This is a genomic window from Rothia koreensis, assembly GCF_004136575.1.
GTDB lineage: Bacteria > Actinomycetota > Actinomycetes > Actinomycetales > Micrococcaceae > Rothia > Rothia koreensis.
The window spans coordinates 620474-646428 of the sequence record NZ_NOIQ01000001.1 but is presented as its reverse complement, the minus strand read 5'-3'; the positions used below and the strand labels follow the sequence as shown (position 1 = coordinate 646428).

Here is a 25955-nt window from a genome sequence, read left to right as displayed (position 1 = left end):
CGACCCGCCGCGAAACCAATCACGCTCCGAGAACGTCCAGACCCGGCAGATCCTTGCCCTCGATATATTCGAGGGATGCTCCGCCACCGGTCGAGATGTGCCCGAATTGGTCGTCGTCGAATCCGAGGTTGCGCACGGCGGAGGCGGAGTCGCCACCGCCGACGACGGTCATGGCTTCCGTGTCGGCGAGAGCCTGGGCAACCGTCTTCGTACCCTGCGCGAAAGCTTCCATTTCGAAGACTCCGACGGGGCCGTTCCAGAAAACTGTCCGGGCTTCGGCGATGTATCGCGCGAAGGTCTTCTGCGTTTCCGGGCCGATGTCCAGTCCCAGGCCTTCCGCCCCGATCTTCCCGTCTTCGAGCGATTCCACGGGACGGACCTCGTGGTCTGCATCCGCGGCGAACGCCGATGCCCAGACGACGTCCGTGGCGAGCACGAACTCCGTTCCTTCGGCTTTGCCTCGCTCCAGGTACTCCTTGACGGTGTCGATCTGGTCCTTCTCCAGCAACGACTTGCCGACGTTGTAGCCCTGGGCTGCGGTGAAGGTGTACCCCATGCCGCCGCCGATGAGCAATGCGTCAGCCTTGCCGATCAGGTTGTCGATCACCGCGAGTTTGTCGGAGACCTTCGATCCGCCCATCACGACCACGAAGGGACGCTCAGGGTTCTCGATGAGCTTGGACAGCACATCTACTTCGGTCTTGACCAGGTCTCCCATGAAGGCCGGAAGGCGGGTCGCAATGTCGTAGACCGAGGTGTGCTTGCGATGCACCGCGCCGAAGGCATCGTCGACGTAGGCCGCGTCGCCCCCGACCACGGCAACCAGTTCATCCGCGAACGCACCGCGTTCGGAATCGTCCTTACTGGTCTCCCTCGGGTCGAAGCGGACGTTCTCGAGAACGAGCACTTCGCCGTTCTGCTGCGAGGAGGCCTTCGCCTGCGCGTCGCTGCCGACGGTGTCCTCCGCGGTGGTCACCGGGAAGTCCGCCAATTCGGACAGCCTCGAAGCCACGGACGCGAGGGAAAATTGCGGATCGACCTGGCCCTTGGGCCGGCCGAGGTGCGCCATCACGACGACCCTCGCCCCGGCGTCGGCCAGCTTCTTCAGGACCGGCAAGGACGCCTTGATGCGACCGTCATCTGTCACCGTTGTGCCGTCGAGAGGCACGTTCAGGTCCGAACGGACCAGAACGTGCCTGCCCTCGACACCATCGGCCAAAAGCTCGTCCAGAGCATGTGCCATGGTGTTTTTCTCCAAACCTCGTTGTAGGGAAAGCGAACCGTTCCCTATCTTAGAGCTCTGCAGCCAACTTGTTGACGAACTTCACGGTGCGGGAGGTGAAGCCCCACTCGTTGTCGTACCAGGCGAAGACCTTGACCTGGCCGTTGAGCACGGAGGTCAATTCGGCGTCGAAGACCGTGGAGATCTCTTCGCCGACGATGTCGGTCGAGACGATCGGGTCCTCGGTGTACTTGATGATGCCTTCGTAGTCGCCCTCGGCGGCTTCCTTGACGGCGGCGTTGATCTCTTCCGCGGTCACGTCCTTCTCGAGGGTCAGCGAGAGGTCGACGATCGAACCGGTGATGGTCGGCACGCGGAACGCCATGCCGTCCAGCTTGCCGGCAACCGGCTCGTAAACCTTGCCCACGGTGCGGGCGGCACCGGTCGAGGTCGGGATCATGTTGACCGCCGCGGCGCGTGCACGACGCAGGTCCTTGTGGGGAGCATCCTGCAGACGCTGGTCCGCGGTGTAGGAGTGGATCGTGGTCATCAGACCGGCCTTGATTCCGAAGTTTTGGTCCAGGACCTTCGCCAGCGGTGCCAGGCAGTTGGTGGTGCAGGATGCGTTCGACACGACGTGGTGCGTGTCGTTGTCGTACGTGTCATCGTTCACGCCCATCACGAACGTACCGTCCAGGTTCGAACCCGGAGCCGAAATAACGACCTTCTTGGCGCCGGCGTCGAGGTGGGCCTTGGCCTTGGCGCCGTCCGTGAACAGACCGGTCGACTCGAGCACGATGTCGATGTCGAGGTCCTTCCAGGGAAGGTCAGCAGGGTTCTTCTCGGAGAGAACCTGAAGCTTCTTGCCGTCGACCAGGATGCTGCCGTCCTGAACCTCGACGTCCGCCTTCAGGGGCCCGAGGATCGAGTCGTACTTGAGGAGGTGAGCCAAAGTCTCGGGGCTGGTCAAGTCGTTGACCGCAACGATCTCGATGTTCTCGCCCTGCTCACGAACGGCCCGGAAGAAGTTGCGGCCGATTCGACCAAAACCATTGATACCAATACGTACAGTCACTTGAGATCAAACTCCTCAGTTTGAGTGCTTATCGTTGGGAGTGCTTTCCGGAGAAATGCACCCTGCCGAACGCGAGGCGTCGGATGGTTTGGGAATCGATGACGACACCGTCCGTTCGGTTCTGATCCCAGTTTAGGTGATTTTGTGTGTGTTTGGGTGTGTTTCTGCGGGATTTTTTGGGACGGAAGACCGTTTCCGCTCCTCGTACACCCCGTGCAGCCATGCGAAAACCCCGGGAAGACGGGGCTTCCCGGGGTTCTGCCTGTGGTTCTGTGGGATCGTGTGGCTAATTTGCGCTCAGAGCTGAAGTCACTCGACGGGTTGGTCCGCTCATGGACGCGCGAGGACATTCCGCATCGAAAAACAGCAATGACGTCGAGGTCCTCAGCGAGAGGTGCCCTGTGGTGCTGTGTCTGTCCCGGGGATGCCTTCGGCGGCGGCCTGTTTGTCCGCCATGGCCAGCAGACGGCGAATGCGGCCCGCGATGGCGTCCTTCGTCAGCGGCGGATCGGCCAACCGCCCCAGTTCGTCCAAGCTCGCGTGGCGATGGGCGAGGCGCAGCCGGCCGGCGTAGTGAAGGTGCTCGGGGACATCGTCACCGAGGATCTCCAGCGCGCGCTCGACCCTGGCGCCTGCGGCCACCGCAGCCTGTGCGGATCTCCGCAGGTTGGCGTCGTCGAAGTTGGCGAGCCGGTTCGCGGTGGCACGGACTTCCCGGTGTGTTCGACGGTCCTGCCACTGGGACAGGACACCGCTGGCCCCCATACGGCGCAGGAGTTGCCCGATCGTCTCGCCATCGCGAACGACCACCCGATCCGCGCCGCGGACCTCCCGGGCTTTGGCGAAAATGTCGAGGCGGCGTGCCGAACCCACGAGAGCGAGAGCCGCTTCCGGGCCGGGGCACGTGAACTCCATGGCGGAGGAACGGCCCGGTTCGGTGAGCGAACCATGGGCCATGAACGCGCCCCGCATCACGGCTTCGGATTCGGCGAGCGAACCGTTGACCACCGTGGGAGGAAGCCCTCGCACCGGACGACCGCGGGTATCGAGCAAGCCGGTCTGCCGCGCCAATGCCTCTCCCCCACGCTGGACCCTGAGCACGTAGTGGCCGCCGCGCTTGAGCGCACCGCCGGAGACGGTGATGAGTTCACAATGATGGCCATAGAGCTCTTCGATGGCCGTCTGGACCCGTCGCGCGGTCTCGCGATGATCCAGTTCGGCCTCGATGACGATCTGGCCCGATACAAGGTGCAGGCCACCTGCAAAGCGGAGCACGGTTGCTACCTCGGCCCGGCGAGTCGAGGATTTGGGTACCTCGAGTTTCGCCAATTCGTCCTTTACGAGAGCCGTCAGGGCCATTCAGTATTCCTCCGGACTGATGGTATGTGGAGTACGGACCGGGCCTCGGGGGCCGCCGGTCCCTACGCGAGATTACACGCTCGGAGAGTCAGGTTCCACGCCGAAAGAGTTGTCGGGCACTCGCATGGCCTCCTGGTAGGCAGCCGCGAGCCGCAGAGGGTTGTGCAGATTCTCGCCCCGTCGGGTCCGCAGGTCGCTCCACACCATTTTGGCCTCGCGTCGGCGAACGGCCTCTTCGAAGGCCTGTTGCTCCTGGATGGACGTCGGGTCACCGATGACGGCCCCAATGCTCAGGTCGGGAGCGTACTTTTCCAATGCTTCCAGGTGCCCGATAGCACCGAGGCCCGCGGTTTCCTTCTCCTCGAGGCCCAGGTTCATGGACACGCAGATTTTTGCTTTGGTCTCGCACAGTGCCTCACGACTCTCCCGGAGCAAAAGATGAGGAACCACGGAGGTGAACCATGAGCCCGGGCCGAGAATGACCCAGTCCGCGTCCATGATGGCCCGTACGGACGCCTCGCACACGCGGGCATCGACCGGTTCCAGAACGAGGTTCTCGACCCTCTCGGCCTTGGCGAGTTTTGCCTGACCGATGAGTCGCTCGCGCGAGCCGTCCTCGGCCACGGCCTCGCCGGAGATGACGAGCGGGTCCAGTGCCATAGGAAGGACGCGCCCCCGCGCCTCGACCAGGCGGGAAGCCCATTCCAAACCGGCAACAGGGTCCCCCAGGAGTTGCCAGAGACTGACCAGAAGGAGATTGCCCATCGCGTGACCGTCGATTTCACGGGGTGCTTCGGGAAGAGCAGAGAACCGGTGCTGGATGGCCTCCCGCCACAGGTGACCCCATTCGGAATCATCACACAGCGCGGAAAGGGCCATCCTGAGATCGCCAGGGGGCAGAACGTTGAATTGGTCTCGCAGCCGACCCGAGGACCCGCCGTCGTCCGCCACCGTGACCACGGCGGTGATGTGCGGGGTCACAAGCCTCAGCGCGCTGAGAGACGCGTACAGTCCGTGTCCGCCGCCCAACGCCACAACTTTGGGTGAATGTCGTGATCCCGGAACCCGGTGGTCCAGCCGATGGGAAGAGTAAACCATGTCTGCCTCTATTCACGACCAAGGTCTCGATGCTGGAAGTTGACGGTGACGTTCTCCAACTGTCCGAGTCGCCTGGTGATCTCCTCGGTCACCGCCACGGACCTGTGTTTTCCGCCCGTGCAACCGACGGCGATGGTCGCATAGTGCTTGTTCTCTGTCCGGTATCCATCGATGACCGGCTTCAGGGATTCAACGTACAAGTCCACGAACTGATTGGCTCCGTCATTGCCGAGCACAAAGTCTCTGACCGGTGCGTCTTGGCCGGTGTGCGGCCGAAGTTCGGCGATCCAATGAGGGTTCGGGATGAATCGGACGTCCGCGACGAAGTTTGCATCAGCCGGGACGCCATACTTGAACCCGAAACTCATGACCGTGATGTTCACGATCGAAGGACCGTCCACCGAGTACGTCTGGGAAATGACCGTGGAGAGTTCGTGCACGTTGTACTTCGTGGTATCGAGGACGACGTCGGCCCGCTCCTTGAGATCCGCCAGAAGATCTCTCTCCGCGCGGATGCCGTCCAGGATGCGACCGTTCCCTTGGAGCGGGTGCGGACGCCGTTGGGCCTCGTAGCGGGCAATGATCGTCTCGTCCGTCGCATCCAGGAACAACATCGTGAACTCGACCGGGGCGTTCTGCAGTACGTCGAGCGCTTCCTTGAAGTCAGCAAACAGCGCTTTGCCACGGATATCGATGATCACGGCCAGTTTCGGCATCGACTGCGGGGCTCTGGCCACCAGGTCCACCAGTGGGCCCAACAGATTCGGCGGAATGTTGTCCACGACGTACCAGCCCGCATCCTCAAGAGTATGCGCGGCGGTCGAGCGCCCTGCGCCGGAGATTCCGGTGATGACCAGCATTTCCGTCTGCTCGGGCTTCTCAGGCGTCAATCGTTCGGGGTCGATCGTTGGATTGTCTTGGCTCACAGGCTGGCTCCCGCTGGTGCAAAGTGTCGAGATGTCGGCGTGTCCGCCTCACCGAGGACAAGACTCGGCGATGCGTCCTGAACCCAAGCCTACTCGGATACGGGCCCGGAGTCCTCGGAGTGCTCCGCATCTGTGGACAAGTGCGCCCGGATCTTTTCGGCAAGCCGAGGACCGATCCCCTGGGCGCGTGTCAGGTCCTCCGCGGAGGCCTCGCGGATGGCCTTCAGAGAGCCGAATTCCTTCAGGAGCGCTTCCCTCTTGGCCTTTCCCAGTCCTTCGACGCCGTCGAGGGCAGAAGCGAGCATGGCCTTGCCCCGTTTCGACCGGTGGAACGTAATAGCGAATCGGTGGGCTTCGTCCCGAAGGCGCTGCAGCAGGAACAGTCCGTGGGATGAACGCGGCAAGATCACCGGAAAGTCGTCATCCGGGACCCAGATTTCTTCAAGCCGCTTGGCCAGGCCGACCACATGGACGTCGGTGATACCCAGGTCGTCGAGCGCCTGCTGGGCGGCAGCGACCTGCGGGGGCCCGCCGTCGACGACCACCAGGTTGGGTGGGTACGCGAATTTGGCAGGTTCCGTCGCCTCCGATTGGTCGACCTCTCCCGAAGCCTGGGGCGAGCTCTCCCGCTCCTGCTGCTCGGCCAGGTGACGTTTGAAGCGTCGGGTGATCACGTCGTACATGGACGCCGTGTCGTCCCGAGCCGCCTCACCGCGGATCGAGAACTTCCGGTAATCGGATTTGCGCGGCAGTCCGTCTTCGAAGACCACCATGGAAGCCACGACATTGGTCCCTTGGACGTGAGAGATGTCGTAGCACTCGATGCGCATCAGTGCGTCGGGGAGATCGAGAGCCTCCTGGAGCTCTTGGAGAGACGCGCTGCGCGTGGTCAGGTCACCGGCGCGCCTCGACTTGTGCAGACTCAATGCCTGCTTGGCGTTGTCCGCCACGGTTCCCATGAGCTGGACGCGCTCGCCGCGTTGAGGCACCGAGATGGTCACTTTGCTGCCGCGAAGACCCGACAACCATTCCTGGAGCTGCTCGGCGTTCTCGGGCATGACTGGTACCAGGACGTTCCGCGGGATCTCGTTGAGGTTGAGCTCGGCGTCGACCGGTGCGCTGGCCATGGTCACCGCCGACTCACCGTAGACCTGCTGGAGCAGTTGCTCGACCATTTCGGGTGCAGAGAGATCCTCGACCCGTTCGACGATCCACCCTCGCTGTCCACGAATGCGGCCGCCTCGGACGTGGAAGACTTGGGCGGCCGCTTCGAGCTCATCCTCGTGAAAGGCGAAGAGGTCCGCGTCCACGGAGTCCGAGAGTACGACGGCGTTGCGCTCGAATGCCTTGCGAAGGGCCGCAATGTCATCGCGCAGTCGGGCAGCGTGCTCGAACTCCATGTTCTCGGCGGCCGTCTCCATCGTGGAGGTGAGCTTCCGGATGTACTTCTCGGAATCCCCTGCCATGAACCGGCACAGTTGGTCCGCAAGGTCCTTGTGGTCCTCCTCGCTGATGCGACCGACGCACGGTGCCGAGCACTTGTCGATGTATCCGAGCAGGCAGGGTCTTCCCGCTTGCTCAGCGCGTTTGAAGACAGACCGGGTGCACGTTCTGACCGGGAACACCCTCAAGAGCGAATCGAGGGTCTCACGGATGGCCCACGCCTGTGAGAACGGGCCGAAGTATCGCGTCCCCTTTTTCTTGGCACCTCGTGTGACCTGTGCTCGCGGAAAACGGTCCGCCATCGAGACCGCCATGTACGGGTACGATTTGTCGTCCCGGTACATGATGTTGAAACGCGGCGTGTATTGCTTGATCCACGTGTACTCGAGTTGGAGCGATTCCATTTCGGAACCAACGACTGTCCACTCCACGCTCGCCCCCGTATGGACCATGGCGTAGGTCTTCGGTGCGAGTTGCTGTGGTTTCTGGAAATAGGAGTTCAGGCGATTTCTGAGGTTCTTGGCCTTGCCGACATAGATGACCCGGCCGAATTCGTCCCGAAAGCGGTACACGCCCGGTTGGGTGGGAATCTCGCCCGATCCTGGCCTGTAGCTTGCCGGGTCCGCCATCTTCTCCTTCTCCTTCGTTCAGTCGTCGTTTCCCGCGTCCTTGTCCAACGACGGCGAGGTGTTGTATTCGTTCTTGCGGGGCTGGCCGGAAAGCTGCGCGATACGGTCCATGATGGTTTCGGTGGTCTCGCGCCGCTGCTTCCCGGTTTGCTGGTCCCCCAGCTTGTCGAAGTAGAGCGGCTCGCCCACACGGACGGTGAAACGAACCGGTCGGATCATCCTGGACCCCGGGGGCTGGAGTCTGTCGGTGCCGATGAGGCCGATGGGAACGACCGGTGCGCCGGTCTTGTGAGCCAACCACGCGACCCCGATTCTTCCCCGGTAGAGGAAACCATCCCTCGACCGGGTGCCTTCGGGGTAGATCCCGAAGACTTGTCCGTTCTCCAATCGTTCCAGTCCCTTGTCCAGGGCCTTGAGGCGTCCGGTCTGGTCTGATCGATTCACCGGGATGATGTCGATGAGTTCGAACAGGGTCTTCATGGCGCGGCCCTTCAGGCCCGGCGAATTCACGTATTCCGCCTTCGCGAGAAAGGCCACTCGGCGCGGCATGAGCGCGGAAATGATCACGCTGTCCAGGAACGCCTTGTGGTTCGACGCGACGATCACCGGTCCGGACTCGGGAAAATGGTGGAGTCCTGTGACCCGGGCACGGAAACCAATTTTCATCAGGCCGGTGACGGTGGTTTGCGCCAAGTGGTACAGCTTCACGGGTTGCTCTCCTCACAAAGAATCGTCGAAAACACTGTACCCGTTCCCGGACCACGATCCCGCTCTGGAGAGACGGGTGAGGCCGAGGCAGTCACGCCGGACCGATGAGGTCCTCCAGCCCGGTCTGCCGCGCCATCACGGTACGCAACCCCATGATGTCGTCGACGATGCTCACGGCTCCCGCGTCCGCGAGTTCGGTTCCCGAGGCGAACCCCCAGGACACTCCGATGCAGTCGATCCCGTGGGCCAGTGCGCCGGCGACGTCGTACTCCCGGTCACCGACCATCACGGTCCTCTCGGGATCGACGACGCCGAGACTGGGGTCCCTGACGGCTCGGTCCTCAATCAGGCGAAAAGCCCGGTCGATGACCCCGGCCTTGTCGGCGGGCAGATCCATGGTCTCCGGCTTGAGCTCGTCCCTCGAGCCCGAGACGACGTCGAAATACTCAACCAGCCCGAAGTCTCGCAGAAGAATTTCCGTGGTCGGAAGCGGCTTCTGGGTCGCCAGGCCGACGACAACGGGGAGTTCCGCGAGATCCCGCAACAAGTCCATGACCCCCGGGTACAACATCGAAGACTTCCGTGCCCGCTCCAGGTAGCCTCCGCGGTACGTGGCCAATATGTCCCGGTGGAATTCGGGCGGAATGTCCGTGTAGGCGGTCAGGGACTCGTCCGTGGACGGCCCCACGAACTTGCGGAGCGTGTCCGGCTGGGGGCGATCGAACCCGTGCGCCGCGATCGCATCGGATATCCCGTCCGTGATCGCACCAGCGGGGTCGAGCAACGTCCCGTCCAGATCGAACAGAACCGCCGGGGTACGAGATGTGCTCATCAGTCCTCCAGAATCTCGGAAAGAAAATACCCGGTATGGCTTCCGACCACACGGGCGACCTGTTCGGGGGTGCCTTGGGCCACCACCTGGCCGCCCCCGCTGCCGCCTTCGGGTCCCATGTCCACGATCCAGTCGGCCGACTTGATGACGTCGAGGTTGTGCTCGATCGTCAGTACCGTGTTTCCTTTGTCGACCAGTCCCTGGAGCACGTTCAACAACTTGCTGATGTCCTCGAAGTGGAGGCCAGTGGTCGGTTCGTCCAGAACATAGATGGTCCGGCCGTTGGACCGCCGCTGGAGTTCCGTCGCCAACTTGACGCGCTGAGCTTCGCCACCCGACAGCGTCGGGGCGGGTTGGCCGAGGCGAATGTACCCCAGCCCGACGTCGACGAGGGTGTTGAGGTGCCGGGCAATGGGAGTGAACGCGGAGAAGAACTCGGCGGCTTCCTCGACCGGCATGTCCAGGACATCCGCGATGGTCTTGCCCTTGTACCGGATCTCGAGGGTTTCGCGGTTGTACCTGGCACCGTGGCAGACCTCGCAGGGCACGAAAACGTCCGGCAGAAAGTTCATCTCGATCTTCAAGGTGCCGTCCCCATGGCACGCTTCGCAGCGGCCGCCCTTGACGTTGAAGGAGAATCGGCCCGGAAGGTAACCCCGAACTTTGGCCTCGTTGGTTTCTGCAAACAACTTGCGGATGTGGTCGAAGACCCCCGTGTACGTGGCTGCGTTCGATCGCGGCATGCGCCCGATGGGGCTCTGGTCCACGTGAACGATCTTGTCCAGATGGTCCAATCCCTCGACGCGCTGATGCCGCCCGGGCACCTGCTTGGCACCGTTCAGTTTGTTGGCCAGAGCGGTATAGAGAATGTCGTTGACCAGGGTTGACTTGCCCGAGCCGGACACACCGGTGATGGCGGTGAAGACGCCCAAGGGGAATTCGACGTCGATTCCCGTCAGGTTGTTCTCCTTGGCCCCGACCACCTTGACCGTGCGTTTCTTGTCGATCGGGCGACGTTTCGAGGGCAGAGAGATCTCGCGGCGTCGATCGAGGTAGGCGCCCGTGAGCGACCGCTGATTCGACAAGAGATCCTCGTACGTGCCCGAGTGGACGATTTCGCCGCCGTGCTCGCCGGCACCCGGCCCGACGTCCACGATCCAGTCCGATTCCTTGATGGTGTCCTCATCGTGCTCGACCACGATGAGGGTGTTGCCCAGGTCCCGGAGTTTGCTCAGGGTTTCGATCAGGCGACGGTTGTCCCGCTGGTGGAGGCCGATCGAGGGCTCGTCGAGGACGTAGAGAACACCCACGAGTCCGGAACCGATCTGCGTCGCCAGCCGAATACGCTGCGCCTCGCCGCCGGACAACGTGGCTGCAGCTCGCTCCAGATTCAGGTAGTCGAGCCCGACGTCGAGCAGGAACTGCAGGCGCGCATTGATCTCTTTCAGAACCTGGTCGGCGATCTTCGACTCGCGCTCCGACAGTTCCAGACCGGCCATGAACTTTTGAGTGTCCGTCATCGACATTGCCGTGACCTCGGCAATCGATGCCCCGCCGACGGTGACCGCGAGCATGGTCGGGTTCAGGCGGGCTCCGTCACACGCGGGGCAGGCAACCTGACGCATGTACTGTTCATAGCGATCTTTCGCCCAATCGGACTCGGTTTCCTCATGCTTGCGCTTGATGTAGGCGTACACGCCTTCGAAGCCGGAGGTGTACCTGCGTTCGCGACCGAACCGGTTGCGGTAGGACACCTCGACCTTGAAGTCTTTTCCGTTGAGGATCGCCTGACGGGCCTTTTTGCTCAGGTTCTTCCATGGGGTGTTGAGGTCGAAGTCCACTTCTTTGCCGAGGCCCGCCAGAAGGCGCAGCCAGTACTCGGTCGTGGACTTGCCCTGTGACCAGGGAGCGATGGCCCCTTCACCCAAGGTCTTGTCCGGATCGGGAATGACCAGGTCTTCATCGACCTCCAGACGAGACCCGATGCCGTCGCATTCAGGGCAGGCGCCGAACGGACTGTTGAAGGAGAAGGCGCGCGGTTCGATCTCCGTGGTTTCGATCGGGTGCTCGTTGGGGCAGGCCAGGTTCTCGCTGAATGTGCGCTGACCTGCGTCCGAATCGTCGTCGACGAAATCGACGACGACCCTTCCGTCCGCAAGTCCCAGCGCAGTCTCGATGGAGTCGGTCAGGCGCTGGTGGATCGAGTCCTTGATGACCAAACGATCGACCACCACGGAAATGGAATGTTTGTACTGCTTCTTGAGCTTGGGCGCCTCCGCGAGCTGGACCTGCTCACCGTCAACCACTGCACGGGAATAGCCCTGCTGGGTCAGTGAGGCGAACAGATCGGCGAACTCTCCCTTTCTGGAACGCACCATAGGCGCCAGAACCTGCAATCGAGTCCGCTCGGGAGAGGACATGAGCTGGTCGACGATCGCCTGAGGAGTCTGCTTCTCGATCGGCTCCCCACAGATGGGACAGTGGGGGTGCCCGATCCGCGCCCACAACAGACGCATGTAATCGTAGATTTCGGTGATAGTGCCGACCGTGGACCGCGGATTCTTCGACGTGGACTTCTGATCGATCGACACCGCCGGCGAGAGGCCCTCGATGAAGTCCACATCCGGTTTGTCGACCTGGCCCAGGAACATGCGCGCATACGCGGACAGCGATTCGACGTACCGACGTTGCCCCTCGGCGAAGATCGTGTCGAAGGCCAGAGAGGACTTTCCCGATCCGGAGAGCCCGGTGAACACGATCATCGCATTGCGCGGAATATCCAGGTCCACATTCCTGAGATTGTTTTCCCGTGCGCCCTTGACCAGAATCCTGGTGAGGTCCTGCGGCATACCGGGTTCGTGTCCCTCAACGTGCTGAATGGTCATGACCTGCCTGTCTGCGTGGTTGCTCCGGACCGGGAGGTCGTGCGACTGACGCGAACACTCCCCATTCGAAGATTTATTCTAACGAATCTGCGGCGCGCGGTGGAGAAATCGGCCCAGGGTGAACGTCTCTCGCGCGCGGGTTGCGCGCGAGCGGGTCGGAAGACCTACACTCGGAGGCATGATGGCAATCGCTACCGAAAAGATCGACCTGGGTAAGGTCACCATCCGTTATATCAGCGTCTCCGACATGGACAATAACGTCTACCTGGTGACGTGCAAGCAGACCGGCACCCAGCTGTTGATCGATGCGGCGGACGACCCCGATTCGATTTCACGTCTCGTGGCCGCGGGTGCCCACGACGTCGACGCACAGTGCGCCTGCTGCGGAAACGTTCAGCTGATCGTGACGACCCACTCTCATTGGGACCATGTGCGAGCGCTGCCCGAGATCAAGTCCCGTTCGGAGGCGCTCACCGCGTGCGGCGATGCCGATGAATCCGACATCGACGTGCCCATGGACATCACCTTCGAGGACGGCGACACGGCCGATTTGGAAGGTTTCTCCTTGGATGTGATCGGCCTGGCCGGTCACACGCCCGGATCCATTGCCCTGGCTTATACCCCGGAGGAGGGCCCGACCTACATTTTCACGGGCGATTCTCTGTTCCCGGGTGGCGTGGGCAAGACCGGTTCCCCGGAAGCCTTCGAGTCCCTCCTGCACGATGTGACCACGAAAATCTTTGACGTCTACGACGACGACACCGTCATCCTTCCCGGCCACGGCAAGTCCACCACTCTGGGCGCCGAGCGGCCCCATCTGGATGAGTGGGCCCAGCGAGGCTGGTAGAAGCTGCGCCCTGCCAGAGGCTCCTCTGCCCCGGAACGCCGGTTTCCCGGTTTTCCGGGGCAGGTTTGTTTCACCCGTCCGGCCCCGGCGGTGGGGTCAGAAAAGACCCTGGATATTCCCTGATTCGTCGAACCCTATCCGTTCGGCGGCGGGATGGCGGGACAGCCCGGGCATGGTCCTGATCGTTCCGCAGAGGGCGTACACGTATCCGGCTCCGGCCGCGAGCCGGACCTCGCGCACCGGAAGCCGCCACCCTGTCGGGGCCCCTTTCAGCCCGGGGTCCGAGGACAGTGAAAGATGCGTCTTGGCGATCACGACCGGCAACCGTCCGAACCCAAGCCGTTCGTAGCGTTCGAGTTGCTGTGCGGCCGCTGGGCTGAGATCCACTCCGTCCGCGCCATACACCTCGGTCGCGACCTTCTCGATCTTGGTGGTCAGAGGATCGTTGAGGCCATAGGTGAACGTGAGACGCCCTGGCTCGTCACAGGCTCGCACGACGGCGTCGGCCAGGTCGGTCGCGCCGGCCCCTCCTTGTGAGACTCCCCTGTGCACCGCGACTTCGACTCCTTCTTCTGCGGCGATCGTTCGGATTGCCTCGTGCTCGGATTCGTGGTCCGTCGGGAATGCGTTGATGGCCACGACGGGAGATACGCCGAAGGACCGGACGATGTCGATGTGCTTGCGAAGATTGGCCGCGCCTGCTTGGACGTCCTCGGGGCTTTCGGAGAGCATTCCCTCGGGCAGTGGCTGTCCCGGGACGATGCGGTATCTGCCGGAGTGCGATTTGAGGGCGCGGACGGTGACCACGAGAACGGCGGCGTCCGGCCGCAGCCCACTGGTACGGCATTTGACGTTGAAGAAGCGTTCGGCTCCCATATCCGCACCGAAACCGGCTTCGGTGATGACGTAATCGGCGTGTTCCAGACCGACGTAGTCGGCGACGACCGACGAGTTGCCCGTCGCGATGTTTCCGAACGGGCCGGCGTGGATCAGCGCGGGCGTGTGTTCGAGGGTCTGCATCAGGTTGGGTTTGATCGCGTCGGCCAGAATGACTGACATCGCGCCGTCGGCCTTGAGGTCGCGGGCCGTGACGGGTTCTCCGCTCCTCGTCAGGCCGACGACGATGCGGGCCAGGCGCTCGTGCAAATCGTTCAGGCTCGTGGCCAGGGAGAGGATCACCATGACTTCGCTGGCCGAGGTGATATCGAAGCCGGTTTGCCTGGTGACCCCGTCGGTGCGTTCCCCGAGTCCGACGACGATGTCGCGCAGTGATCTGTCGTTGACATCGAGCACTCGGCGCCACGTGATGGAGCGCTCGTCGATGTCCAGCTCATTGCCGAAATGAAGGTGGTTGTCCAGGATTGCGGCCAGCATGTTGTGGGCCGCGGTGACCGCGTGGAAGTCTCCGGTCAAGTGCAGGTTCAGCTTCTCCATCGGAACGACTTGGGAATAGCCTCCCCCGGCGGTTCCGCCCTTGATGCCGAACGTGGGGCCCATGGACGGCTGACGGAGCGCAAGCATGGCATTGCGTCCCCTGGCCGCCATCCCCTGGGCCAGAGACACGCTCGTTGCCGTTTTGCCCTCCCCGAGGGGCGTGGGGGTCACCGCGGTAACGACCACATATTTGCTGCCCGTTGCTGTTCCGCCGGAGGTCGCGTCCAACTCGATCTTGGCCACGTGCTTGCCGTAGGGCTCAAGCCTCTCCTCCGGTATTCCGGCGCGCGCAGCGACCGCCGCGATGGGCTCCAGCTTCGCGTCCTGGGCGATCTCGAGATCCGAGGGGAAAGGCAGGTTCATGATTGACTCCTGTGTTCCGGGAACAGCCGTATTCATTATGTCCCGGCGCTCTTCCCGAACGGCGAATCCGGGGACCGGCATGTCATGGTCCGCGGGTACGATGGTCAACGATGAAACTTCTCGAAGCCCTGGACCCCAAATTCGCGGAATCGGATCACCACTACTTCCGTGGGGACTACGCTTCCAATCCCCTCAACCAGGAGGAGATCTACGACGGCTTCACCGACTGGATCTCATCACGGGACATGGAGCTGTATCCTGCGCAGGACGAAGCCGTTCTGGGCATAGCCTCCGGGGCGAACGTCATCCTGGCCACCCCCACAGGTTCCGGCAAATCGACGGTCGCGGTGGCGGCTCACTTCGCCGGACTCGCCCAGGGTCAGCGTTCCTATTACACGGCACCGATCAAGGCGCTGGTTTCGGAGAAATTCTTCGACCTCTGCGCGATCTTCGGGGCGGAGAACGTCGGAATGGTCACCGGGGATTCCTCGGTCAATGCCCAGGCACCGATTGTCTGCTGCACCGCGGAGATCCTGGCCAATGTGGTCCTCCGGGAAGGTGAGGGTGCGGATGTGACCCAAGTGGTGATGGACGAATTCCATTTCTACTCCGACCCCCAGCGGGGATGGGCATGGCAGGTTCCGCTCCTCGAGTTGCCCCAGGCGCAGTTTCTCCTGATGAGCGCAACCCTGGGCGACGTCACTCGCTTCGAGCGCGAGCTGACCGAGCTGACCGGGCGGGAGACGACCTACGTGACCAGTTCCGAGCGGCCGATCCCGTTGCACTACTACTACTCCGAGGAACCCGTCCACGAGGCCATCGAAGAACTCGTGAAAACCGGCCAAGCTCCCGTGTACGTGGTTCACTTCTCCCAGTTGCAGGCGATGGACCAGGCCCAATCGCTCATGAGCCTGAATCTCCTGACCAGAGATGAAAAGCAACAGGTCTCCGACGCGATCGCGGGGTTCCGCTTCTCCTCGGGCTTCGGCAAGGTGCTGAACAAGATGGTCAGGCACGGCGTCGGTGTCCATCACGCCGGGATGCTTCCCAAATACCGTCGACTCGTCGAGCAGCTGGCCCAGACCGGGCTGCTCAAGGTCATCTGCGGAACCGATACTCTCGGCGTCGGGATCAACGTACCGATTCGCACCGTCCTGATCACCGCGCTGTCCAAATTCGACGGCGAACGCACCCGCCGGCTCAAGGCTCGCGAGTTCCATCAGGTTGCCGGGCGCGCCGGGCGGGCCGGGTACGACACGGCGGGGACCGTGGTCGTCCAGGCCCCGGAACACGACATCGAGAACGCCCGGATCGTACAAAAAGCCCAGCAGAAATTCGATGGGGACGAGAAGAAGGTCGCGCAGGCGACCCGCGGAAAGAAGAAGAAGCCGCCGCAGGGGTTTGTGGCGTGGTCGCGGAAGACTTTCGACCAGCTGGTTCAGGCCGTGCCCGAGCCGCTGACCTCGTCATTCACGGTGTCGCATTCGATGCTCCTGAACCTGCTGGAACGGCCGGGTGACCCCTTTGCGGCGGCCAAGAAGCTGTTGACCGAAAACCACGAGCCCAGGCCGCGCCAGCGCCAGTTGATGAGAAAGGCCCTGGGTATTTACCGGGAGCTGCTGGCGGCGGGCGTCGTGGAGAAGCTGGACGAACCGGACGAGGACGGCCGGACTGTGCGGCTGACGGTCCAGTTGCAGGAAAATTTTGCTCTGAACCAGCCGTTGTCGCCGTTCGCGTTGGCGGCTTTGTCCTTGCTGGACATGGAAGACCCCGGTTATGCGCTGGACGCGGTATCGGTCATCGAGTCCACGCTGGAGAAGCCCCGCCAGGTCCTGAATGCCCAAGAGAAGAAGGCCCGTGGCGAGGCCATCGCGGCGATGAAGGCCGAGGGCCTCGACTACACGGAGCGGATGAACGCGGCGGATCAGATCACCTACCCGCAACCATTGGCTGAAATGCTGGAGGACGCGTTCGAAACCTACCGTTCGGGTGCGCCGTGGATTGCGGAATTCGATCTGGCACCGAAATCGATCGTCCGTGACATGTACGAGCGGGCGATGGGGTTCGGGGACTTCGTGCAGTACTACCAGTTGGCTCGGTCCGAAGGGATTCTGCTGAGGTATCTGTCCGATGCGTACCGGGCGCTTCGGCAGACGGTTCCGGTCTCGTCTCTGACCGAGGAACTGGAGGACCTAGTCGCGTGGCTCGGTGAGCTGATCCGGCAGACGGACAACTCGTTGATCGACGAGTGGGAGAAAATGACGGCCGGGGAGGACGCGGAACCGACTCAGGACTCTCTCGAGGAGTTGGTGGCGGAGCAGGCACCGAAGGTCACGGACAATGTGCGTGCCTTCACGATCATGGTCCGGAACGCGATGTTCAGGCGGGTCGAGCTCTTCGCGGAGGAGAAGGAGAAACTCCTCGGTGAGCTGGACGGAGAGCACGGCTGGGACGCCGACCGGTGGGCCGACGCACTGGACGAGTACTTCGACGAGTACGACGACATCTACACCGATGCCGATGCCCGGGCGCCACGCCACCTGACCATGGACAGGTCCGATCCTGAGGTATGGAAGGTACGTCAGGCCTTTTCGGATCCTGCCGACAACTTCGACTACGGAATCACGGCGACCGTGGACCTGTTGTCCTCTGATGACGTCGGCGCCCCTGTGATTCGCGTTGATCACGTCGGTGCGCTGAAGGACGCCCCACGCCCCTGAGGGGCTGTGACCGTAGAATGGTCGCATGGCATTCCCCGGATCGACCCCAGTCCCCCACCGCGCCGGCCCGACCCATCGGATCGGTGAGCTGGAGCTGACCGAGCACCGGTTCCGGGTGCCGTTGGCCCACGCCTGGCCGTGGAGTCACGAGGGGGAAGCCGCCCCGTCGGCGTCGGCTTCCGAAACGATCGAGATATTCGCCCGCGTGGTGACGCGGCACGACGCCGAGTCATGGGGCGAACCCGACGACCGGCCCTTTCTGGTGTATCTGCAAGGCGGACCGGGCATGCCGTCTCCCCGGCCCCTGACCGACTCCGGATGGGTCCGGCACCTGGCCCGTGCCTACCGGGTGGTGTTGCTCGACCAACGGGGAACCGGCCTGTCCTCTCCCCTGTCCGCGGACGCGCTCGCGCGCCGGGGAGACGCAGCGGCGCAGGTGGCCTGGCTCGAACATTTCCGGGCTGACTCGATCGTCGCCGATGCGGAGTGCGTGCGGGCGACGCTGACGGCGGATGAGCCCGAGAAACGCTGGGCGAGCCTGGGCCAGAGCTTCGGCGGATTCATCACTCTCTCGTATTTGTCCTATGCGCCGGACTCCCTGCTGCATTCCTGGATGACCGCGGGCCTCGCGCCCATTCACAGCTCGCCGACCGATGTGTACCGGTCGACGTTCGACCGCGTGTCCGAACGCAACCTCGAGTACTACGACTGGTACCCGGAGGACAGGTCGCGTGCGGTGGAGATTGCTGCTTTTCTCCGAGACCACGAGGTCCGGCTGTCCTCGGGCGAACGACTGACGCCCCACCGTTTCCAAATGCTGGGCAATCATCTGGGCGGAAACTCCAGGGTGCATGGCTTGCACTATCTGCTCGAGTCCGCCTTCGCGGAAGGTGCTGGCTTTCCGTCGGAACGTTTCCTGACCGACGTCGGCCGCGCCGTCTCCTTCGCGGGGCAGCCGTTGTACGCGCTCATGCACGAAGCGATCTATTGCGATGGCCCCGGCGTCTCGAGTCAGTGGGCAGCGGACAGGATCCGCGCGACGCGGCCGGACTACTCGGAAGAGGCCGATCCGCTGCTCTTCACCGGCGAAATGATCCACCCGTGGTATTTCGAGGAAGACCCTGCCCTGACGCCCTTGGCCGACGCCGCCCGCCTGCTGGCCGCGAAGGACGACTGGGGACATTTGTACGATCTGGACCGGTTGGCCCGCAACGAGGTTCCGGTCGCCGCGAGCGCCTATCGGCCGGACGTGTACGTGGATTTCGACCACGCCATGGAGACTGCTGCGAGCATCCCGAATCTGAGGACGTGGACCTCGAATTCCATGCACCATGACGCTTTGGGACACAACACCGAGGAAGTCCTGGGCCGTTTGGGCGAAGTGTTGGTCGAATCCGGGGCTTTGTCGGAATCACCCGTATCTGTTCCTTCACGATGAGCTCATCCCCCAATTCTGGCGTTTCTGCCGGCTGAATTTTGAAGCGCATTTTCCTCAGTAATCCCGCATTGGGCTTCTGACGGTTAGGCTGTTAAGTGACAGTTCCCGGTTGCATGGCGTGACCGGACGGCAGAACGCGGGAGGTTATCGTGAGCGGCACGATCACACTTATCGGAAAAACGTGGGCAAACACGCGCCCCCTGAAGGTCACCACGCGACCGGTCACCGAGGAAGACGCGGACGGCCTCGCCAAGCTCTTTTTCGCTTCCTACGACGACCAGTCCGTCGTCGGCAGCCAGGCGGAAGCCCTCGAAATCATTCACAAGGTTTTCAACGGGGATTTCGGCGCTCTGATCGAGTCTGCGTCACCCGTGGTGGTCGATGGTTCCGGGCGCCTGGTCGCCGCGGCTCTCGTCCTGGATTCTCGGGTCGGCAACGACGTTCCGGATGCGCCCTATATCTTCGAATTGTTCACCGCGGCGTCCCGGCGGCGTGAGGGCTTCGCCGAGCAGTTGCTGCGTATTGCGATCGACGAGCTCTACCGTCTGGGTCACGAAGAGGTCGCCCTGCGAATCGCGGAGGACAATTCACCTGCTCTGGCTCTGTACTTGACCCTGGACTTCAAGCGATGGATTCCGGAGGACGATTCGGAGCTCTGATCGTCCCCTGCGGGCTCCCGCGATGACGCTGGGCCGGACTAGATCAACCGAGAGACGGGTTCGATCAGGTCCGGCCCGTTGTTTGCCACGGAGCCGACCTCGCGGCCGACTTCGGTGAGGATCCAGTGGCTCGCGACGTCGTAGGCGTTGTCACGAACCCGCTCGACGGCTTCCTCCGGGCTGTGCTCGGCGCGGAGCCACGAGGTCAGTTCGTCGTCGTTGTCCCCGGTGAATCGCAGCGGTATGGGCAAACGATCGTGAAGTCGGGCGAGTTCGCCGAGCGTCTCGTCCTTCCGTGCGGCCTCGTCATCGGGTGAGGCGGTGGTCAGGATCGTCGTTGACAGCAACCATTGGCCTGCGTCCTCTCCCGAGGGGATCTTCCACCATTCGTAGAGCCCGGCGAAGTAGATGCTGTCCTGCGGATCGCGCGGGTGGACGAAGTACGGGGTCTTGGGGGTCTTGCCACGACCCGACCCGCTCCCCTCGGTGTGCTTGGCCCATTCGTAGTATCCGTTGGCCGGGACAGCGCATCGTTGGGTTTTCACGGCGTGACGGAAGGTTGGCTTCTCGACCACGGTTTCGGAGCGGGCGTTGAATGCCCTCGACGAAAAGGATTCGTCCTTGGCCCACCGGGGCAGGAGCCCCCAGCGGGCGGAGTGGATCCGGCGCGTCCACGAGTCGTTCTCCTGGTGATCGACCAGAATCGGCACGGTCCGGGTCGGAGCGACGTTGTAGTCGGCGATCGACTCGTCCAGTTCGACGCCGCCGAGCAGATCTCCCTGGGCCCTGGCTATGACATATCGTCCACACATCGCTTGTCCCATTCCTCGTAGGCTTCCAGTACCGCGTCCTCCACATCATCCCACCGAACCTCCGGAACGGCCATCGATACGGAGCCCACGGTGCGCGGGTCCATCGGTATGTGCAACGCCCTGTAGACATCATCGAGGACCGCTCGGAGGGGCTCCGGGCGGGAGACGACGACGCCGGCCGAGAACCACCACGCACCTGAGACGACACGTTGCGCGGTGCCGACCACTTTGACCTTCTGACCGCCCGGCGCGATTCCGTGGACGCTGTATTCTCCCGCGCAGTACTCCCCCGGCAACTCGCCGACGTCGGCCGGCATGCCCAGGCCGTCGAGAATGCGTGCCCAGAGTCGGCCGAAGCTGCGATATCTGGCCATCGTCCCGCTGGTGGGGTCTTGGGTACGGACCAGGTGGTCCACGATCATGCAGTCCGAATGGTAAGCAGCTGCACGTCCGCCGACTTTTCGGACCCACGGGACGAAACCGTGCACCTCGCACGCCTGGCGGGCTGCGTCGAATCCGGGGTTGAGTTCGTCGCGCCGCCCGAATCCCACGATGGGACCGGGTCTCGAGAACCTCAGGATGGGCTGTTCATCCCCCGACGCGACTCGACGCAGCCGGGACAGCGTCGATTCATAGTCTTCCGCGACGGACCCGAGGTGACGTTCGATCAGCATGGCGCCTCCGCTCTGGGAATCGGACTCTCCGAGGATACCTGGATCGGCCCGCACCCTGATTCATGAGCACAACGTGGGCTGCTATACCCTGGTATCCGTCGTACCTCCAGGTCAGGAGCTTTCCCCGTGGCATCGTCCTCCACCTCTTCACCCCGCCCCAGTACCGTGATGAGCGCGGTCCGTCACCCGCGGCAGGGGGTGACCGAACTGCTCGCCGGCGTCGTGACCTCTCTGGCGCTGATCCCGGAGGCCACGGCCTTCGCGATCGTGACCGGCCTGGATCCTCGCACAGGGCTCTTCGGTGCTGTGATCATCGCTTTGGTCACCTCCGTGCTCGGCGGCAGGCCCGCGATGGTCTCCGCCGCCGCAGGGTCGGTGGCTCTGGTCGCCGCGCCGCTCATCATGAGCCACGGTCTCCAGTACTATCTGGCCGCGGTGGTCCTCTCCGGGGTCATCCAGATCCTGTTGGCAGCCGTCGGGGCCGCCAAGCTCATGCGGTTCATTCCCCGGTCGGTCATGAAGGGGTTCGTCAACGCCCTGGCGATCCTGATCTTCAGCTCCCAGTTGCCTGAACTCATGGGAGTTCCATCGCTCGTGTACCCCCTCGTGGCCCTGGGTCTGGTCATCGTTTTCGTGCTTCCTCGAATCACGACGGTGATTCCCGCGCCGCTGGTTGCGATCGTCGTCGTCACCGGGGTTGCGGTGCTGGCCGGCGGCGCCGCGCCCACGGTCGGACAGAAAGGCTCCCTGCCGGACGCGCTGCCGGTGCCCGTCATCCCCGACGTCCCGTGGACGGCGGAAACCTTCGTCACGATCGCCCCGATTGCGGTCGCCATGGCGATCGTGGGTCTGATCGAGTCGCTTCTGACCGCGAAGCTGGTGGACGATCTGACGGATTCCCATTCGTCCAAGACCAAAGAATCCTGGGCCCTGGGGATCGCGAACACGGTTTCCGGGCTGTTCGGCTGTTCCGCTGGTTGCGCCATGATCGGGCAAACCATGATCAACGTGAAGGCGGGGGCCCGGACTCGGCTCTCGTCCGTGGCCGCGGCCCTCTCCGTGCTCGCCCTGATCATGAGTCTCCACGGCGTCCTGGCGATCATTCCAATGGCGGCCCTGGTGGCGGTGATGATCTACGTCGCCTTCACGACCTTCGACTGGCATTCGATCAGTCCGCGCCTCCTCCGTCGAATGCCGGTGGCGGAAACGTTGATCATGGTGCTCACGGTTCTGGTGACCGTGCTGACGCACAATCTGGCTCTCGGCGTCGGAGTCGGAGTCGTCGCGGCAATGATCGCTTTCGCCCGGAGGGTTGCGCACGTGGTCCACGTCGAGAGAACCGTGACCAACGAGGAAGGCGACGTACCGACGACAGCGACCTACACGATTCACGGAACGCTGTTCTTCGCGTCCTCGAATGACCTCTACTACTCGTTCAGGTATGCCGAGGACCCGCACGAGGTGGTCCTCGACTTCAATGACGCACGCATCTGGGACGCCTCAACGGTTGCCTCCGTGGACTCCATCACCCACCGATACGAAAAGAACGGACACGAGGTCCAGGTGGTGGGTCTGGACCCCGCGTCCGCTCATTTGCATGGCCGGTTGAGCGGCAGCCTCTGATCGGTGCCGCGACTCGATGCGTCGTAGCTCGTGGCCGGTTCAGCGATCGACGTGGTCAGTCGGTGCCTGGGGCAACTGGGGTCATGCGGTTGCTTCGCCCTTGTAGAACGCGGCGGTGCGTTCGGCCTGAGCATGGGCGGCGTCCTCGTCGGACCCTGCGGCGATCTGGGCTTTCTCCCAGGCCTTCGCGGTCGCGTCGATGAATCGTTTGCCTCGTTCGGATCCTTCGAGTTCTTCCATCCGCTGGCGGACCGTCGCGGCTCGGCCGCTCAGGAAGGCGTGGAGGGCAAGGAAAGCACCGTCCCAGCCGACGCCGGTCGCGCCCGCCCCGTAGGTGTCCCAGTGTTCATTGGCCGGTACACGATGCCGAAGGGTCAACGACGAACCTGCCGCGGTTTGGGTGATCGAAATCTGCAACTCGCTGTCCTGACCATCGTTGGTCCACGTGAGCTGCAGGAGCCTGGGAGCGTCGAAGATCTGGACAGTGCCTTCGGTCCCGGTCTTCTCGGTCCGGAACCGGCGGTCTTCCTTCGAGGTGACTGTGACCGGCTCGAACCACACCGCGAGGTTCTCGGGATCCGTCAGGGCCGCCCAGATTTCGTGCGGTGCATTCGTGAAGGTTTGTTCCACCACGATCACGTGGTGATTCTCTTTGTTCCCCACCTGGCGGTATACGCGCTCGAGCTGAAGGTCCGCAGGATGCTTGGGCGCCCCCGGACGGCCAAACGGGTCCTTGTCACCTGCAGGCTCTCCCGCGGCCTGCTCGGCGTTCTTGTCGGCTGGGGCTTCTTCCACTGATGACGCACTGTGTGCCACTCTGCACTCCTCACTCGATGTGACTGCCTCTTCGAGAATACGACGCAGCGCCGGAACATGGCGACTTCGGCGCGCAACCTGAAAAACCTGCGCTCCCTGCATTGCGCTGGCGTCGTCGGAGCCCAGCCCAACGCAAAAGGCCGGGCACGCAACTGGCTGCGTGCCCGGCCCGTATCGCCACGCGGAAGTGCGCGTGGTGAGATCAGCGGCTCAGAAGTCCCAGTCGATTCAATCTCACATGGTCCCGTCGCCGCTCGCCCTGGTCAGATTATCCAGGTATAGCGCTGGCACCCACCTCCAGCAACAGTTCCTCAAAAAACGGAGCCTCTAGCGGAATCACCGACCTCGCCCCGTGGATTACCCACCATGCCGCCTTCCATCTGCCCGAGCCCAACTCGAACTTCGGCACCGGCGCGACTCCGGGGAGTGTGAAACTGATAATGATTCTGCGGACCCTTCAAACCCGGTTGGACCGAACGGCTCCGGCACAAAGTCCGCGACATCACTGTCTGCGACGGATCGGCAAACACCCCGCACTCGCCCCGCTAGATAGAGTACTGATGGGACTTGGCGAACTAATTGCGAGACCATGCCAGGATCCCGAACCGATAGCTCCATGTCGCGAGGCCCCATCTGGGAGCTGAATCACGAAGACGGGGGGGGGGGGGGATAGTGGAGCTGCGGAGCCGTTGACATGCACGAACCATCGGGCATCTACCGTGGCCACTAAGACAACACCAACGTCGCAGTCAAAGAAATCTAGACTCACTGACATGATCTTTGCTGATATGCCACTGAGTAGCCGAACATCTGAACTGCCAGATTCGCAAAAATCTTTACCCACTATTCCCGACGAGATTTAACCTTTTTCGGATTGGATTTGGTAAAATCTAGAGCTTCACCAGTAATTCGTTCAATAATCTTGGCGTGCAGTTTCGTAAAATCGATTCCGCCGTGAGATAAATATTGAGGAGCGATCCTACTGGGATATACACGGGGCAATACTGGAATCTGGTGAAGACTATTCATTTTGCGCACAACAAAAAACGCAAGGTTGTTCATCCAGAAGGAGAATACAAATGTCCCATTTTTCACCTCAGATTGTGAGAAGTGAGTAACCGCAAACATGTATCCAGGCCGCATAGAACAATCGCCTGAAGCGAACACTTCAAACCCTTCCGGCATTTCACCATTTCGAAGAACTCGCATCCATTCAGGCTGGATTAGTATATCGCTTGCCGCCGAGAGCGTAAATGCAGTCTTCAACGCCCATCGACTAAAGAGCAGTGGGTCATCACTACTTTTTGCCGTCACGTAGTCCGGGCTCGATTTTGCCAGAGGAAGCTCCAAAACTTCACCGAAATGATTGTTGCAAGATACACAAAAAACGGGCGCAGTCACCGGTTTGGATTTTTGCTTCGCCGCCACCCAATTTGGGACACAATGCTCGTTGCTTCTTTCAGCTGCCCCGCACCCGAGGCACGCGCCTTTGTACGATATTTTAGATGGTAAATCTTCCTGCTCCGGAGACGCTCCATATGCCCGATAATGATGATCAGGTGCACTCTGAGCATCAGAGAAGAGGCTGTGGTTGTACAGATAGACATTCTTCCATCGAGCAGAGTAGTCGATAATGCCTCGGGAGCTCTTACTTTCAAGAATTCCATTGTGTACAGATATACGTGGAGGGTAATCATCAGACGTAATGGAAGACACTACTATTGTTTTAGATGTTTTAATACAGATCCCCAGTGTTTTCCCGCCTTCCATAAACCAAGCAAGACGTGGGTCAACCACAAATGGAAGACTCCCAAATAACCCCAGCCAACGAGATTTCGATTCCAATCGTAGCCTATTATTGGTGAGAGAAAAATTAACCCCTTCAAGAGAATCACGTTTCAGGGGTAGCGTACCATTGACGACTTCCACTGCATCAATGGCTCGCGCGTGCCCAAGAGTGACCGCCTCCAGGATATTGTTTTCGGCGTCGCTGGGTGGCTCCCAATACAAGACTGGGACCCCCATAAGCATGTCTCTTGCCTCTGGCGTGATAGACCCGTCTGGGGATAATCCAGGATCAGAAGAAGACCCTTCCATGAGAAACAGACTCGTGTAGAAAGAACCGTAGTTCTCGACACGATTTTCAGTTGCCAGGTCCCATATTTGAGACATCTCGGTTGCCACCTCTTCTTCGCTTTAGTGTCATACTTGACTTCGACGATACACGTCGAGCGATACGTCATGCCTAGCATGAATCAGTAAGCGTTTCAGCTTCCTCACAACCCGGACGGACAGAGGTTCCCTGTTAGAAGTTGCGCATTACAGGTGTGGCCCGTCCGATGCATGAAAACGCACTCGGGCGTATAGACTTCCCACGCACAAACATACCCCC

General features: G+C 62.1%; 19 protein-coding genes. 5 read left to right on the top strand and 14 right to left on the bottom strand.

Annotation, left to right across the window (positions count from 1 at the left end; all coding sequences use genetic code 11):
* Window positions 1–19 precede the first annotated feature (19 nt).
* The 9 genes from EWU68_RS02970 to uvrA all read right to left on the bottom strand — a co-directional run bounded on the left by EWU68_RS02970 (window position 20) and on the right by uvrA (window position 12177).
* Window positions 20–1243, bottom strand: a complete 1224-nt coding sequence (locus tag EWU68_RS02970; RefSeq protein ID WP_129314339.1) for a phosphoglycerate kinase — start codon at window positions 1241–1243, stop codon at window positions 20–22.
* 49 nt (window positions 1244–1292) lie between these two features.
* Window positions 1293–2297, bottom strand: a complete 1005-nt coding sequence (gene gap / locus EWU68_RS02965; RefSeq protein WP_129314338.1) for a type I glyceraldehyde-3-phosphate dehydrogenase — start codon at window positions 2295–2297, stop codon at window positions 1293–1295.
* Between the two features lie 384 nt (window positions 2298–2681).
* Window positions 2682–3656, bottom strand: a complete 975-nt coding sequence (whiA, locus tag EWU68_RS02960) for a DNA-binding protein WhiA (RefSeq protein WP_129314337.1) — start codon at window positions 3654–3656, stop codon at window positions 2682–2684.
* Window positions 3657–3728: 72 nt separating this feature from the next.
* Window positions 3729–4754: a gluconeogenesis factor YvcK family protein gene (locus EWU68_RS02955; RefSeq protein ID WP_129314336.1), complete on the bottom strand. Its 1026-nt coding sequence runs from the start codon at window positions 4752–4754 to the stop codon at window positions 3729–3731.
* Between the two features lie 8 nt (window positions 4755–4762).
* Window positions 4763–5680 (bottom strand): RNase adapter RapZ, encoded by a 918-nt coding sequence (gene rapZ / locus EWU68_RS02950; RefSeq protein ID WP_397554720.1) that lies wholly within the window; start codon window positions 5678–5680, stop codon window positions 4763–4765.
* Between the two features lie 89 nt (window positions 5681–5769).
* On the bottom strand, window positions 5770–7752 hold the full coding sequence (uvrC, locus tag EWU68_RS02945) for an excinuclease ABC subunit UvrC (RefSeq protein ID WP_129314335.1): 1983 nt from the start codon (window positions 7750–7752) through the stop codon (window positions 5770–5772).
* 18 nt (window positions 7753–7770) lie between these two features.
* Window positions 7771–8418 (bottom strand): lysophospholipid acyltransferase family protein, encoded by a 648-nt coding sequence (locus EWU68_RS02940; protein WP_129314518.1) that lies wholly within the window; start codon window positions 8416–8418, stop codon window positions 7771–7773.
* A 133-nt stretch (window positions 8419–8551) separates the two neighbouring features.
* A complete protein-coding gene (locus tag EWU68_RS02935) occupies window positions 8552–9292 on the bottom strand; it encodes an HAD hydrolase-like protein (RefSeq protein ID WP_129314334.1) in 741 nt (246 codons plus the stop codon).
* Entirely contained in the window at window positions 9292–12177 is a 2886-nt protein-coding gene (gene uvrA / locus EWU68_RS02930) for an excinuclease ABC subunit UvrA (protein WP_129314333.1), read from the bottom strand. Before uvrA ends, EWU68_RS02935 begins: the two co-directional genes overlap by 1 nt.
* A 178-nt stretch (window positions 12178–12355) precedes the next feature.
* Between uvrA and EWU68_RS02925 the strand changes: the two genes are divergently transcribed.
* The gene (locus EWU68_RS02925; RefSeq protein WP_129314332.1) at window positions 12356–13024 is read left to right on the top strand and encodes an MBL fold metallo-hydrolase; all 669 of its coding nucleotides are present in this window, start codon (window positions 12356–12358) and stop codon (window positions 13022–13024) included.
* A gap of 96 nt (window positions 13025–13120) precedes the next feature.
* On the opposite strand, the gene EWU68_RS02920 is transcribed toward EWU68_RS02925, so the two are convergent.
* A complete protein-coding gene (locus EWU68_RS02920) occupies window positions 13121–14821 on the bottom strand; it encodes a formate--tetrahydrofolate ligase (RefSeq protein ID WP_129314517.1) in 1701 nt (566 codons plus the stop codon).
* A 110-nt stretch (window positions 14822–14931) separates the two neighbouring features.
* Between EWU68_RS02920 and EWU68_RS02915 the strand changes: the two genes are divergently transcribed.
* The 3 genes from EWU68_RS02915 to EWU68_RS02905 all read left to right on the top strand — a co-directional run bounded on the left by EWU68_RS02915 (window position 14932) and on the right by EWU68_RS02905 (window position 19638).
* Window positions 14932–17541 (top strand): DEAD/DEAH box helicase, encoded by a 2610-nt coding sequence (locus EWU68_RS02915; RefSeq protein ID WP_129314331.1) that lies wholly within the window; start codon window positions 14932–14934, stop codon window positions 17539–17541.
* A gap of 25 nt (window positions 17542–17566) precedes the next feature.
* A complete protein-coding gene (locus EWU68_RS02910) occupies window positions 17567–18979 on the top strand; it encodes an alpha/beta fold hydrolase (protein ID WP_129314330.1) in 1413 nt (470 codons plus the stop codon).
* A gap of 149 nt (window positions 18980–19128) precedes the next feature.
* Window positions 19129–19638, top strand: a complete 510-nt coding sequence (locus EWU68_RS02905; RefSeq protein WP_129314329.1) for a GNAT family N-acetyltransferase — start codon at window positions 19129–19131, stop codon at window positions 19636–19638.
* Window positions 19639–19676: 38 nt separating this feature from the next.
* Here EWU68_RS02905 and EWU68_RS02900 read toward each other — a convergent pair whose 3' ends face one another.
* Both EWU68_RS02900 and EWU68_RS02895 read right to left on the bottom strand, forming a co-directional pair.
* Complete coding sequence (locus EWU68_RS02900) at window positions 19677–20450, bottom strand: SOS response-associated peptidase (RefSeq protein ID WP_129314328.1); 774 nt, start codon at window positions 20448–20450, stop codon at window positions 19677–19679.
* Entirely contained in the window at window positions 20429–21124 is a 696-nt protein-coding gene (locus EWU68_RS02895) for a lipoyl protein ligase domain-containing protein (protein ID WP_129314327.1), read from the bottom strand. The genes EWU68_RS02900 and EWU68_RS02895 overlap by 22 nt, the downstream gene beginning before the upstream one ends.
* 168 nt (window positions 21125–21292) lie before the next feature.
* Between EWU68_RS02895 and EWU68_RS02890 the strand changes: the two genes are divergently transcribed.
* A complete protein-coding gene (locus EWU68_RS02890; protein ID WP_129314516.1) occupies window positions 21293–22747 on the top strand; it encodes a SulP family inorganic anion transporter in 1455 nt (484 codons plus the stop codon).
* Between the two features lie 81 nt (window positions 22748–22828).
* Here the strand turns inward: EWU68_RS02890 and EWU68_RS02885 are convergent, their stop codons facing one another.
* A complete protein-coding gene (locus tag EWU68_RS02885; protein ID WP_162421345.1) occupies window positions 22829–23563 on the bottom strand; it encodes an SRPBCC domain-containing protein in 735 nt (244 codons plus the stop codon).
* A gap of 843 nt (window positions 23564–24406) precedes the next feature.
* Window positions 24407–25747, bottom strand: coding sequence for a hypothetical protein (locus EWU68_RS02880; protein ID WP_129314325.1), 1341 nt, complete (start codon window positions 25745–25747; stop codon window positions 24407–24409).
* Window positions 25748–25955 lie beyond the last annotated feature (208 nt).

Bases quoted from the DNA above. Each gene is read 5' to 3' on its own strand.
- EWU68_RS02970 (WP_129314339.1), bottom strand. From the start codon at position 1,243: ATGGCACATGCTCTGGACGAGCTTTTGGCCGATGGTGTCGAGGGCAGG.
- whiA (WP_129314337.1), bottom strand. From the start codon at position 3,656: ATGGCCCTGACGGCTCTCGTAAAGGACGAATTGGCGAAACTCGAGGTA.
- EWU68_RS02955 (WP_129314336.1), bottom strand. From the start codon at position 4,754: ATGGTTTACTCTTCCCATCGGCTGGACCACCGGGTTCCGGGATCACGA.
- uvrC (WP_129314335.1), bottom strand. From the start codon at position 7,752: ATGGCGGACCCGGCAAGCTACAGGCCAGGATCGGGCGAGATTCCCACC.
- EWU68_RS02940 (WP_129314518.1), bottom strand. From the start codon at position 8,418: ATGAAAATTGGTTTCCGTGCCCGGGTCACAGGACTCCACCATTTTCCC.
- EWU68_RS02935 (WP_129314334.1), bottom strand. From the start codon at position 9,292: ATGAGCACATCTCGTACCCCGGCGGTTCTGTTCGATCTGGACGGGACG.
- uvrA (WP_129314333.1), bottom strand. From the start codon at position 12,177: ATGACCATTCAGCACGTTGAGGGACACGAACCCGGTATGCCGCAGGAC.
- EWU68_RS02925 (WP_129314332.1), top strand. From the start codon at position 12,356: ATGATGGCAATCGCTACCGAAAAGATCGACCTGGGTAAGGTCACCATC.
- EWU68_RS02920 (WP_129314517.1), bottom strand. From the start codon at position 14,821: ATGAACCTGCCTTTCCCCTCGGATCTCGAGATCGCCCAGGACGCGAAG.
- EWU68_RS02915 (WP_129314331.1), top strand. From the start codon at position 14,932: ATGAAACTTCTCGAAGCCCTGGACCCCAAATTCGCGGAATCGGATCAC.
- EWU68_RS02910 (WP_129314330.1), top strand. From the start codon at position 17,567: ATGGCATTCCCCGGATCGACCCCAGTCCCCCACCGCGCCGGCCCGACC.
- EWU68_RS02900 (WP_129314328.1), bottom strand. From the start codon at position 20,450: ATGTGTGGACGATATGTCATAGCCAGGGCCCAGGGAGATCTGCTCGGC.
- EWU68_RS02895 (WP_129314327.1), bottom strand. From the start codon at position 21,124: ATGCTGATCGAACGTCACCTCGGGTCCGTCGCGGAAGACTATGAATCG.
- EWU68_RS02890 (WP_129314516.1), top strand. From the start codon at position 21,293: ATGAGCGCGGTCCGTCACCCGCGGCAGGGGGTGACCGAACTGCTCGCC.